This is a genomic window from Erysipelothrix larvae (assembly GCF_001545095.1).
Taxonomy (GTDB): Bacteria; Bacillota_I; Bacilli_A; order Erysipelotrichales; family Erysipelotrichaceae; genus Erysipelothrix; species Erysipelothrix larvae.
Genome location: NZ_CP013213.1, coordinates 666,962 through 680,299 on the forward strand (window position 1 = coordinate 666,962; position 13,338 = coordinate 680,299).

At 35.8% G+C, this 13,338-nt stretch carries 10 protein-coding genes; 2 read left to right on the forward strand and 8 right to left on the reverse strand.

The window, feature by feature from the left end:
- Positions 1-68: 68 nt before the first annotated feature.
- Complete coding sequence (gene ppdK / locus AOC36_RS03040; protein WP_067631339.1) at positions 69-2,663, forward strand: pyruvate, phosphate dikinase; 2,595 nt, start codon at positions 69-71, stop codon at positions 2,661-2,663.
- A 479-nt stretch (positions 2,664-3,142) separates the two neighbouring features.
- Here the strand turns inward: ppdK and AOC36_RS03045 are convergent, their stop codons facing one another.
- From AOC36_RS03045 to AOC36_RS03070, 6 genes are all read right to left on the reverse strand, one after another.
- On the reverse strand, positions 3,143-4,228 hold the full coding sequence (locus AOC36_RS03045; protein WP_232505388.1) for an MFS transporter: 1,086 nt from the start codon (positions 4,226-4,228) through the stop codon (positions 3,143-3,145).
- Positions 4,229-4,304: 76 nt separating this feature from the next.
- Positions 4,305-4,778 carry a PTS sugar transporter subunit IIA gene (locus tag AOC36_RS03050; RefSeq protein WP_067631345.1) on the reverse strand — a complete coding sequence of 158 codons (474 nt, stop codon included), beginning with the start codon at positions 4,776-4,778 and terminating at the stop codon, positions 4,305-4,307.
- An 8-nt stretch (positions 4,779-4,786) separates the two neighbouring features.
- Entirely contained in the window at positions 4,787-5,275 is a 489-nt protein-coding gene (locus tag AOC36_RS03055) for a hypothetical protein (protein WP_067631348.1), read from the reverse strand.
- A gap of 18 nt (positions 5,276-5,293) precedes the next feature.
- Positions 5,294-6,628, reverse strand: coding sequence for a 6-phospho-alpha-glucosidase (locus AOC36_RS03060; RefSeq protein ID WP_067631351.1), 1,335 nt, complete (start codon positions 6,626-6,628; stop codon positions 5,294-5,296).
- 3 nt (positions 6,629-6,631) lie between these two features.
- Positions 6,632-8,224, reverse strand: a complete 1,593-nt coding sequence (locus AOC36_RS03065) for an alpha-glucoside-specific PTS transporter subunit IIBC (protein ID WP_067631354.1) — start codon at positions 8,222-8,224, stop codon at positions 6,632-6,634.
- Between the two features lie 247 nt (positions 8,225-8,471).
- Entirely contained in the window at positions 8,472-9,257 is a 786-nt protein-coding gene (locus AOC36_RS03070; protein ID WP_067631357.1) for a MurR/RpiR family transcriptional regulator, read from the reverse strand.
- Between the two features lie 473 nt (positions 9,258-9,730).
- Here AOC36_RS03070 and AOC36_RS03075 point away from each other — a divergent pair, with 473 nt between their 5' ends.
- Positions 9,731-10,102 (forward strand): YccF domain-containing protein, encoded by a 372-nt coding sequence (locus AOC36_RS03075; RefSeq protein WP_067631360.1) that lies wholly within the window; start codon positions 9,731-9,733, stop codon positions 10,100-10,102.
- A 37-nt stretch (positions 10,103-10,139) separates the two neighbouring features.
- Here the strand turns inward: AOC36_RS03075 and AOC36_RS03080 are convergent, their stop codons facing one another.
- Both AOC36_RS03080 and mgtA read right to left on the reverse strand, forming a co-directional pair.
- Entirely contained in the window at positions 10,140-10,721 is a 582-nt protein-coding gene (locus AOC36_RS03080) for a GNAT family N-acetyltransferase (protein WP_067631363.1), read from the reverse strand.
- A gap of 3 nt (positions 10,722-10,724) precedes the next feature.
- Positions 10,725-13,313 carry a magnesium-translocating P-type ATPase gene (mgtA, locus tag AOC36_RS03085; protein ID WP_067631365.1) on the reverse strand — a complete coding sequence of 863 codons (2,589 nt, stop codon included), beginning with the start codon at positions 13,311-13,313 and terminating at the stop codon, positions 10,725-10,727.
- Positions 13,314-13,338: the final 25 nt, after the last annotated feature.

Consider the following 13,338-nt stretch of genomic DNA (forward strand, 5'->3'; position numbering starts at 1 on the left):
CTTTTATAAAGGTGGTAATGAAAGCGCTTATATATTATAATCTAGTTATGATAAAGGAGGCAGTTTTTATGCAGTATGTTTATTTGTTTTCTGAAGGTAATGCATCCATGCGCGAAACATTGGGTGGGAAAGGTGCAAACCTAGCCGAAATGACAAACCTAGGACTTCCAGTTCCTCAAGGGTTTACAGTAAGTACTGATGCTTGTAATCTGTACTATGAACACGGTGAAGTTCTTTCAGAAGACGTAAAATCTGAAATCTTTGATAAGCTTAAAAAGCTTGAAGAAATTACAGGGAAGAAATTCGGTGGGAATGATAATCCACTCTTAGTATCTGTTCGAAGCGGATCTCGTGCATCCATGCCAGGGATGATGGATACCGTTTTAAACTTAGGGATCAATGAAGAAGTACTTCATGCAATCGAAAAAGTGGATCCAAAACTTGCATACGACTCATACCGTCGTTTTATCACCATGTTTGGTGAAGTGGTAATGGGTGTTGAAAAAACTTACTTTGATAATGCGTTAAATCACATTATGAAAGCTCATAATTATGAGTCTGACCATGACTTAACGGTTGATGCATTGAAGGAAGTTGTGAATTCATTTAAATCTGTTTACAAGGAACACACAGGGAAGCATTTCCCAACAGATCCAAATGAACAACTTCTCTTAGCAGTTGAAGCGGTCTTTAGATCATGGAACAATCCACGTGCTATTTATTACCGTAAAATGAACGATATCCCAATGTCATGGGGTACAGCAGTTAACATTCAAGAGATGGTATTTGGGAATATGGGTGAAGGGTGTGCAACCGGAGTTGCCTTCTCACGAAACCCAGCAACCGGTGAAAAGAAATTATATGGAGAATTCCTTTATAATGCACAAGGTGAAGATGTTGTTGCGGGAACCCATACACCACTTCAAATTGTGAAATTGAAAGAAGAAATGCCAGATGCATATGCACAGTTTGAAGAAACTGCGCAGAAGCTTGAAGCACATTATCATGACATGCAAGATATGGAATTTACCATTGAACGTGGTAAGTTGTTTATGCTCCAAACACGGAATGGAAAACGAACTGCACAAGCTGCTGTTCGGATTGCTGTTGACATGCTTCATGAAGGACTCATTACAAAACAAGAAGCAGTTGATAGTTTAGACCTAAAAATCATCGATGGCTTACTCCATCCTCAATTTGATGCCGATCGTCTTAAGAAGACAGAGCCAATCGCAACCGGACTTCCAGCATCACCAGGTGCTGCAAGTGGTGTTATTGCACTAGATGCAGCGTCTGCAGTTGAATACTGTGATAAAGGACGTGATGTTATTTTGGTAAGACTGGAAACATCACCAGAAGATATTGAAGGGATGAACGTATCCAAAGGAATCCTTACAGCACGTGGGGGAATGACGTCTCATGCGGCTGTAGTTGGACGTGGAATGGGTAAAGCAGCAATTGTAGGATGCAGTGAAATCCAAGTTGATGATACAGGCGTTACAATTCAAGGAAAACACTACAATGAAGGGGAATATATCTCAATTGATGGATCTACAGGACATGTATATCCAGGACTTCTAAAAACAGAACAAGCATCGATTAAAGAAGACTTTAAAGAAATCCTTGAACTGTCGGATGAGCTTGCACCAATTCAAGTTTATGCAAATGCAGACTCACCACAAGACGTTGCACGTGCGATTGAATTTGGTGCTAAGGGCGTAGGATTAGTACGTACTGAGCATATGTTCTTTGAAGCTTCACGAATTCGTGCAGTGCGTGAGATGATTCTCTCAACAACACAAGGTCAACGCGAAGTAGCACTGGATAAGATCTTACCAATGCAACGCGAAGACTTCGAAGGCATCTTTAGAGTGTTGGAAGGACGCAGTGCGACCATTCGTTTCTTAGATCCACCACTTCATGAGTTTATGCCAACAACAACACAAGATATCGAAGAATTAGCGGTTGTAATGAATCGCAGTACAACAGAACTTCGCGAAGTGATTCGTCGTCTCCATGAATACAACCCAATGATGGGACACCGTGGATGCCGTCTTGCGATTACTTACCCAGAAATCTCAATGATGCAAACACGTGCAGTCATTGAAGCTGCAATCAATGTTTCAAAAGAAACAGGTAAAAATGTTAAACCAGAAATCATGATTCCACTTGTAGGTGATGTGAAAGAGTTTACCTTCCTTGCAAGTAAAGTCAGAGAAACTGCAGATGCACTCATCAAAGACAGTGGATTGGACCTTAAATACACTGTAGGAACGATGATTGAGTTACCAAGAGCCTGTGTTCTCGCAGATGAAATCGCACAACAAGCAGATTTCTTCTCATTTGGAACCAATGACTTAACACAAATGACCTATGGATTCTCTCGTGATGACGCAGGTACGTTCTTGAAAGACTACTACAGCTTAGGCATCTATGACAAAGACCCATTCGCAACTGTTGATCAATTGGGTGTTGGTTCATTGATCAAGATGGCAGTAGAAAAAGGACGCGCAACCAATCCAAACTTGAAGATTGGTGTCTGTGGAGAACACGGCGGCGATCCAGCGTCCATTGCATTCTTTAAATCAGTGGGTGTTGACTATGTGTCATGCTCACCATATCGCGTACCAGTAGCGCGCATTGCAGCTGCTAGAGACGAATAAATCCAAAGACCCTTAGGGGTCTTTTTTAACTTGATGAGCAAGCGATGAAGCTAATGATAAAAGAAATGTCCTACCACTCTCACTAAATTGGAAGGGAAGCTGTAAGTAAGTGAGAAGGTGTTAATACCTGTTTTTGAACCATGTTGAATGAGAGTTAGCGGAGTTCAAGGCAAGGATACGAGAGCGTGAATAATGGTAAAAAAAAGTTCATCAGAAGTGGTGAACTTTATACATTGGATGGTCGTTATAACACTGCAGGTAAAGGATCAAATTACCGCGGCACATAGAGTGTCAATAAGGATTGTATCGTGTTTAGGTGGTTCGTAAGCAACTAATAGAAATCGAAGGAACTATAGTTTGCTATTATTCTTCTTTTTTTTCAAAGGTCTAACCTAGCTAAGCATATTATTACATTAATATTTTTAAAAGAATTATCGTGTCCATCCCTTTGTTCTGATAAATGAATATTTAATAACCTCCTAGATTTCACAGATTTGTTTTAATTTTGGAATCAATATAGATGCAAATACACCAAGTAATGCTACACAGAACAATGTTTTATTTATCCCAACAATTGTGCTCAATGCACTCGCAACTGTCGGCATAAGAAGTGAAGAAACGCCTGTGAAAATACTTAAAGCAACCAGTTGACTGCTACTTTTCAATCGTGTATCACTGAGATTAAATATGAGTATTTTAGATGTAATTAAGACAAGGGGTGTGGTGAACATTTGCAATAAATTAAGAAGAATCATGATTATAACGTTGCTAGTAAAACTATACAATACAAACTGAATAGTAATAACAAAGGCACTTAGTTGCAATAAATTAAAATGATTATACCTACGCAAAATCCTATACCCAAATAAATAAGTTGGGATTTCTAATAAAGACTGTAATGTCCATTTATATGATATTTGAGTATTAGTTGCACCAAGTTCCAGCATTTTATCAATCACAATACCATTGTTTGCCACTATTATTGAGTATAACAAAAATAAAATGAAAACGAGTAATGCATATTTTCTGTCTTTAAACAATCCAGCTAAGTCACTCATTTGAATTTTCTTTGTATGGTTAATTTTTTTTATGTCTGAAATCCTAATTACATTAATCAATACAAATATTGTTATAATTACAATAGTAGCCGAAAGATACGCATATGAGAAATGTAACACTAAAATTGATGCTATTATACTAGAAATTGCCCATCCTATTGACCCAAACGCCTTTATAAAGGATAGTTTTGCTTTTGGCTCTTCACCACTGCTCAGAACCCACGTATCCATTAAACCACAGCACGTATTTAATAGTCCAATTGAAAGGGCATTGATTATAAAATGAAAAATATAGTTCATCTCACTTTGTACAAATAGAATTGCAGAAGTTATTCCAAATATGATGAGTGACGCAATTAGAACTTTTCGAATCGTCTGAAATCGATCAGCTAATATTCCAAAGAACATTTGAAATAAAATAGTTGTTAGTGCATATCCTGACAAAATTGTTCCTCTTTGTACTATATCGTACCCAAGACTCGTCAAGAATGGAGTAATACTTGTCATAGCCATGCTGAAACTAACATAAGAAAAAAGGTATAAAACACAGAATATCCTTATACTTTTTTCCCGATTTAGGCTTTTAGTAGTTGATAACTGCATCTTTACCACTTTCAACTTTATTTAGTATTTTTTTTATGACAATCTTACACTCACTAGGATTTTCCAGCAAAACCATCGGTACTACCAATTCATCAAGTGAGTTCAGATACTCCTGATTAATCGTAATTAGCAAATCACCAACGGAAACCTTGTCACCCTGACAAACATGAACGGTAAATAAAGAATCTAAATAGTTAGCACTATCAAGTCCAATATGCAGAAGAATTTGCAACCCATCATCATTTTGTATAATAATTGCATGTTTAGTTGGTGCTATCAGACTAATCTCTCCGTTACATGGAGCGCACAAATTTATTTCTTTGGCAATAATTGCAATGCCTTCACCCATCATTTTTGTTGAAAAAACTTGATCTTTTACATTTTCTATTGGAATTAACTCCCCAGTAATATGAGCCATTAACTCACATTTCTTTTGTTTTCTTTTTTTAAACATATTTTTACCTAAATCATTCCTATTTTTATTTTTATAATTAATGTTGTCATTGCTATTAGTAAAACAAACAAAGCTAACAGAATAATTTTTTTATCTTTTGATTTATTTGCTTTGATGTAATGCTTCTTAATATTCTTTATACCGATAAAATTATATATATAAAAGAATAATACCATTATTGCTAATTGGTTCATTAGAATTATCTGAGAAACAAATACAATTGCGAATGCAATCATTTCATTCTTGTATTCTTTCTTTTCTCTGATTTTGAAAATTACAAATGCACTGTAGATGGATGAGATGTTTACAATTAAATTAATACTTTCAACACTACTATTATTTAGTAGTGTTGAAAGATTAGTGTTGAGTGCATACACACTCATACTTAAATAAAGTAAGTAAGCTGCTGGGACAAATATAAATAGGCTACATACTAGCATTAAATAGATATTCTCATCATTTACAATTTTTAGAATCTTTGAAGTTAGCTTCGCCATAATTTACCTCCAAAAGTACTAATTAAGTTCTGGCCAGAATTCTTTATTTACCTCAATTAAATCATCAAGGATCTGTTTAGCGACTCTTTGACTCGGAACAGTCTTATTAATTGCCAAAGATTGCCATAATTTTAGATAACTACCTTCAACCCATGCATCAACAGCTAGCTTTTCTGAAGCAACTTGTTGTTCCATTAACCCTTTTTGGAAAGTTGGTATAGTTCCAATAGAAATTCTTTCAAAACCATCTTTACCAACTATACATGGAATTTCAACCATCGCATCTTTTGCGAAATTTTCGATTGCACCATTATTCTCAACAATTAGGATAAATCGTTCTTTTGTGTTAAATGCAAGTGCGCATGCCAATTCAACAATGAACTGTGAATGTTCACTAGCGGCAAACCATGTGTCTTTAGCTGTACCATTTTCAATAATCCTATTACATTCATCAAATGTATTTTTTTCGCGTCTATCCATTATTTCATTTGCTCTAGTATAATTTGGGTCAGTATGTTCATTTGTTTCATCGCCCATTAAGTAATACTTTAGATATGTATTAGGTAATGTTTCAGGTTCTAATTCCCAAATATCTTTCGCAGCTCTCATAGTGTCTAGCCAACTTGACTCTTTATGTTGCCCTTGTGGTGTAAATTCTTCATATCCTTTTTTCGCAACATACTCTTTAAGTTCAGGCATCAAATCTTTACCTGTTGTCTTTTCTTGAATACTTGTCCACCACCCAAAGTGATTTAATCCATAGTAACTAACATCGAACTTCTTGCGTGAATTTAATCCAAGGATCCGTGCAAATATTTCTTCTAAACACACTGGCATATCACAAATGTTGATTACTCTTGAATTAGGTCTCAATACTCTACAAGCTTCTGCAACGATTGCAGCTGGATTTGAATAATTCAACATCCAAGCATTTGGAGAATATTTTTCCATGTAGTCGATCATTTCAATTACTGGTCCAATTGTTCTTAAACCATATGCTATACCACCAGGGCCACAAGTTTCTTGTCCTATAACACCATATTTCATTGGAATCTTTTCATCTTGTTCACGTAAAGCGTATAAACCAACACGGATTTGAGCCATAACGAAATCAACATCAGTAAATGCCTCTACCGGATCAGTTGTATATGAGAACTTAACACTTGGATTTTTTTCTGAGACAATTATTTTACATGCTTCCGCTACAGGATGCTGTCTTTGCTTGTTATTGTCGTATAGAACGATAGATTCAATTGGAAATTTTTCGGTATTCTCAAGCAACATTGTAACAATTCCAGCAGTGTAAGTACTTCCTCCTCCAGCTAATAATACTCTTTGTTTTTTTCGATTCATTTTTTAATTCTCCTCTAACAATATTTCAAACTCTTCTCTTACACTTGGTACAGACATCCCTACAATGATTTGTATCGCATTGCCATTATGTACTAACCCATGAGCCCCTGCTTCTTTAAAGTTCTTTTCAGGTGCTAAATCCTTATCATTTACTAATGTAATTCTAAGTCTTGTTGCACAATTTGTTACATCGACAACATTATTTTTACCACCAACCAATTCCAAGTATATTGCAGCTTGTCTTTCAGCTTTAGTTAATTTTTTATCACTATTTTTTTGATCAACTTTACTGTTTTCTTGTTTTTCCAAGTACTCGGCTTTACTATACAGTTTTGTTTCATCCTCTAGTTCTCTACCAGGGGTTAATAAATTGAATTTTTTTATTAAGTAAACAAAAACTACAAACCAAATTACCGTAAAAACTAAACCTAATGATACTTGAATCAGATATGTTCGCCAGTGATACATTCCCAACGGCAACCAGTTTAGAACGGTCCAATTTATTAATCCCCCACCAAAATCTCCAACCACTCCAAAAGTAAACGCTAGTGCTTGTAATGTGGCATCAAGAAGTGCGTGTACCACGAATAAGATAGGTGCTGAGAATAAAAACGTAAATTCTAATGGTTCTGTAATCCCAGTAAGAACAGAGGTTAATGTTGCAGGTATCATTAATCCAAGAACTGCTTTTTTCTTTTCAGGTTTTGCAGTAACATAGAAAGCTCCAGCTACACCGAGAGATCCAAATACTTTACCCATGCCAGATAATGAAAAGCCAATCGGATACATTTCTTTTAGGGTATAAGCAGTTGTTTGGAAATTGTGCAAATTAGTAGCCCAGTAAGCGGATGTACCACCTTGGACAATTACATTATCGTAAGTAAATGGGGCATAAATGAAATGATGTAATCCAGTAGGAATTAGAATTTTTTGCAAGAAGGCATACACCCAGATTCCTAAACTACCACTATTCATAAAGAACCCTTGTAATCCAGACATTAAAGCTTGGAAATGTGGCCAGATTAGACATGTTAGCAGTGCAACAGGTAACATCAGGAAGAAGCAAATCGCAACAACCAATGATGATCCTTTGAAAATTCCAATCCAATCTGGTAACTCATTATCAAAATATCGATTATGCACCCAGATTACAATTCCAGAGATGAGTAATGCTCCAATCATACCCGTATCAAGTGTTTTAATCCCTGCAATTGTTGTCAATCCACTTCCTGTAGTGATTTCCCTTGTGAAATCGACACCAAATGCTGGTCCCCAATGCGTTAACATTCTTCCTACAAAGTAATTGAAAGTTAAATAGGTAGCAACTGCTTCGAGACAAGCTCTAGCTTGTTGTTTTTTTGCTAGTGCAATTGGTAATGATAAAGCAAACAATAATGGTAATTGATTAAATACCATCCAAGCACCTGCAGATACAACATCCCAAAATTGATACCAAATATGCGATGGGTCAGCAAGCGATCCCATGATGCTACTATTCTTAAATACAATAGAAAATCCTACCATCAATCCAGAAAATGCAAATAGCAACGTTGGTGTGAACATGGCACCACCAAAGCGTTGAATTTTCTTCATCATATAATTTTCTCCTTTTATAATGTCTTAAACGTTTTGACTTACCCATATTAGCATGCGCGTTTTTAAACCACAACGCTAATTCTGTCATTAAGTAATGTTTACTAACTCTTGAAAAAATGCACATATATTGTGTAATTTTCACATCGCATTTATTGAAATCAACAAAAAATGCCCTAAATAAGATAGGACATTTTAAACTGATTATTTTGATTTATATTACTACACCTTAAATTGTTATTGAATCTCTTTATATTTCGACAACTTCTAATAACTGACGTTCTCTCTTGTAGATACTATACTTAATGAATAAAAACTCGATAAGCAAAAAATATAACATAGTTGTCTTAAAAGTTGCATGACGTTCTAAAATTGTGAAATCAGTTGTCGAAATATACAGTGAGTCATCACTAAGTTGTGAAAGTTTGCTATCTTTAAAGTCAGTAATCGAAATGATTTTGTTTCCGTTCAATTTAAGCCTTTGCGCGATATTTACAATTTCCTTATTATCTCCACTTAAAGATATTAGAATCACAACATCTTCTCTATTCACTAAACTATAAAAGGCATTATCAAAAGTTACTCCACTAATGTTATGAACAATTTTCTGTCCTGACAAAAACATGCGTCGAATTTGCTCTGAGACTGCATTTTGAATATCACCTGATCCATACACATATGTTTGATTAGATTCATAAATTAGCTTGCATATACTATCATAATTTTTATTTCTTTGACCCTCAACGTATTTAATTACTGAATCACACATAGTGTCAAACATGTTATCATTTATTTTGTCTGTTTTGGTTCCTTGATTCTCCCAATCTAAAAGAACCTTAAATTCACTATATCCTCTTAGCCCTATTTTTTTAACAAATCTAGTTATTGTTGTTCGTGAAACATTGCAACGCTTCGCAAGTTCATCAATACTCATTCTAGAACATTGCTTTTTATTTGCAACAATATATGTCCAAATTACAATATCAGTCCCATTTAAATTCGCATACTCTTTTAGTACATATTCATCGATTAGCATAGTTTATCTCCCCATTTATTATACCTTGAAATCGCATACTTTTAAATTAATTATAAAAACAAAGTAACTTCAAGAATCAAAAAGTGGTTCTGATTGTGATAAATATTCCTGTCTAAATCAATTCCTTGTTAATGTTTAGCTTATTTATGCAATACCATTATCTAGTTGTGAAACAAGTAAATATTAAGATGGGATAAATAAATAAATAAATAAATCTTTTTGAATATGAGCAAATCATTTATAAGTGCTTTATAGAAAGAAAGAAAGCAAGATTAAAAAAGATGAACTAGATGAAAAAGTCGTGAGATTTGAAATCTTGTCTTTTAAAAGTCATTGAATGATTGTTATTTCAGGAGTAGAGTAAGAAAAGACGATAGCTTTGTTTTTAATAGATCTTCAATGAAGATAGTACATATTACGTTGCTTTCTAAAGGGGGGATTGGTATAATAATTTTTTAAGTGAGGAAGATACGATGAGTGTGTTAGGGAATTTAATTTGGTTTATATTTTGTGGGTTCTGGCAAGGATTATCATGGTTATTAGCAGGACTTTTTTGGTGTGTCACAATTATCGGAATACCGTTTGGTCTACAATGTTTTAAATTAGCTGGGTTGATGTTTTTTCCCTTTGGAAAAGAAGTCATTTATGGCGGTGGTACCATGTCTTTAATTGCGAACATCTTTTGGATCATCTTTAGCGGGATTCCCTTAGCACTATGGGCACTGGTGAATGGTTTAGTTCTTTGTCTCACAATCATTGGAATTCCCTTTGGACTCCAATGCTTCAAGTTCGCATCCCTTGCTTTAATGCCTTTTGGCACAACGGTTCAAAAAAAGACACGCTAAGGCGTGTTTTTAATTTAGAAAAAGGCGATTTCTCGCCTTATAAGGATTCAATTTCATGTCGTTTGTACAGATTCCAATATTTCATATAGGGGTGTGCATTGGGATCAAAATTCAATTGATATAAACGAAAGGTTACATCATATCCTTTGGGTTCCCAAAATTCAGTATAAGAATATTGATACTTCATGCCTAACTTTTTCATGACTTCACCACTTGCAGGATTGTTGATGTCGTGGGTCGCGGTGATGTATGGAATCTGTGTTTGTGAGAGTGTATTCAAGATACAGTGTGCACCTTCTGTGATATAACCCTTTTTTTGATATTGAGATAAGATGGCATAGCCAAAATCATAGCTATCTGGTTCACCTAAGGTTATATATCCAATGGGTTTATTTTCTTCCTTTAAACACACTGCATAACGATAACTGGTGTCAGCATCGTAGTAGGATAGAAACCGCTGGGTCAACTCTGCTAAAGAAGCTTCACGTGTTTTGGGAATAAACCAAGGTAAAAAGGTGTTTACCGTTTCATCTGTAAAGATTTCATGAAATGCGTCCAAGTCATGAATCGTAAATTGTCTTAGGATCAAGCGATCTGTATGAAGTGTAGGTGTATTCATCGATTAATGAACATCATTGTCCCAGAAGAATCGTTTCACAAGTGCGGTTGTGAGTAAGTATCCAAAGACAATAAGGATGACTGTTTGGAAGTTATAAGCGCCAACTGGTACTAAATCAAAAGTAAATGCAATCGGTGTTGTCACAATCAATACGGTCAATGCACATGCCACAAAGGATGCGACAACAAGTGCAAGAGATGGATGTTCTGTAAACATGTTCAATGGATTCTTCTTGCGAATCACAAAGATAATGGTTGCTTGTGAGATAACCCCAAATGTAAACCAAAGTGTTTGGAAGGTTGTTGCATCGTGAATGTTAAGTACAAAGTAGAATACCACAAAGCATGTGATATCAAAGATTGAACTTAAGGGTCCAAAGAGAATCATAAACTTTTGAAGCGTTTTACTTTGAAGACGTCGTGGTAAGTAAAGATCTTCTTCAGCACAATGGTCAAATGGAATACCAAGTTGTGCTACATCGTTGAGTAAGTTTTGTACAAGGATGTGAATTGGAAGCAATGGTAAAAATGGAAGGAACAAACTTGCGACGATAACTGAAATCATATTCCCAAAGTTTCCGCTGACTGCCATTTCTAAGTATTTAATCATATTCACAATGGTCTTACGCCCTTCAAGAATTCCTGCTTCAAGAACGGTAAGGTCTTTTTTAAGAAGAATAATGTTTGCACTTTCTTTCGCAATATCCACAGCAGTATCTACAGAGATTCCAACGTCTGCTTTACGAAGTGCAAGGGCATCATTAATCCCATCACCCAAGTAACCAACAATATGACCGTTATCTTGGAATGCACCAACAATGCGTTGTTTTTGAATCGGTGAAATCTTCGCAAAGAGTTTACAATGACTGACCGCTTCGCGAAGCGCTTCATCACTCATTGCTTCAACTTCATTTCCGACAACAGTATATTCAGTATCAATGCCAACCTTTGAACAGACTTTCTTCGCAACACCTAAACTATCTCCGGTAATAACCACAACATCAACGCCGTGATTATGAAGGCTTTCGATCGTTGGTTTTGCACTTTCTTTAGGAGGATCCAAGAACCCAATAAAGCCAATAAGAACAAGTTCGCTCTCATCTTCAACCCCAAACTCATGGTCAAGGGGAATGTTGTTTTTTTGTGCGACTGCAATCATACGAAGTCCATCATGATTGTGTTGTGAATACACCTCATACGCTTCTTTACGTGTTTCTTCATCGAATTCAGAAACAACACCATCGCGGTCAATATATTTGGATAAGTTTAAGATTTCTTCTACAGCTCCTTTTGTGATTAGTTGGCGTTTACCTTTACTATCTTCTAAGATAACACTCATACGACGACGGCTGAAATCAAATGGGATTTCATCCACAATGTCATAGTAATTCACAAGGTCGTCCATGTTGTAGCTTTCAGCACGTTCAATGATTGCAAGGTCAATTAAGTTTTTGAGACCACTTTGGAAAGTACTGTTGAGATAAGCATGGCGTAATACGCGCATATCATCTTCACCTGTTACGTCCATATACCGTTCAAGGATGATTTCATCTTGCGTAATGGTTCCTGTTTTATCAGTACAAAGGATGTCCATTTCTCCAAAGGTAGAGATGGATGATTGAGACTTCACAATTGTTTGGTGTTTTGCCATATTAATTGCACCACGTGAAAGGCCACTGGTTAATACAACGGGTAACATTTCAGGTGTAAGTCCAACAGCAACGGTGAGTGCAAAGACAAAAGCATCCACGAAGTCGCCTTTTAAGATTCCATTGAGTACAAAGATTACCGGTACCATAATCATCATTAATCGTAAGAGTAATTTTGATATTGTGGAAATACTGTTTTCAAAGCTATTGATTACTTTAATATTTTCAAGTGATTTTGACATGGAACCAAGATAGGTCTCATTTCCTCTTCGGATGACTACACCCCGTGCTGTTCCACTCACTACGTTTGTTCCCATGAGTGCAAGGTTTGTGTAATCGGATTCCTGTTCAACAAGTTCTTCATCAAAAAGCACATACTTTTCAACAGGTTGTGATTCTCCTGTGAGTGTTGCTTGTGACAAGAATAAGTCTTTTGCAGAGATAATTCGCAAATCAGCAGGGATGATATCTCCTGCAGAAAGTCGAATGATGTCTCCAAGTGCGAGTTCATCAATTGGTTTTTCAATGAATTTTCCATCTCTTAAAACAGCGGTGGTATTGGATACCATGTCCAATAGTTTTTCACTTGCTTTATTTGACCGCTCGTCTTGAATGTAAGATACAAGTGTTGATAAGATAACCAGTGCTGTCAAAATCCCTACAGTAACATAGTCTTTTCCGGTACTTGGAATAATAACATCGGTGATTAATGTAATAATTATGACAACAATCAACACAAGGTTAAAAGGATTGATCAATACGTTTACAAATCCAATCAATGGATGTTTCTTTTTTTGACCTACGATTTCGTTTGGCCCAAATTCTTCGATATATGCTTCAGCTTGTTCTTCACTAAAGCCGTTTTTGTCTGCTGGGAGCGCACTAAAAAAGTCATCGTGTGACATTTTGAGCAGCTCCAATAATGTATTATTGTTATTCTTCATGCTCTTAGCCCCTTTCTTAAAAAGA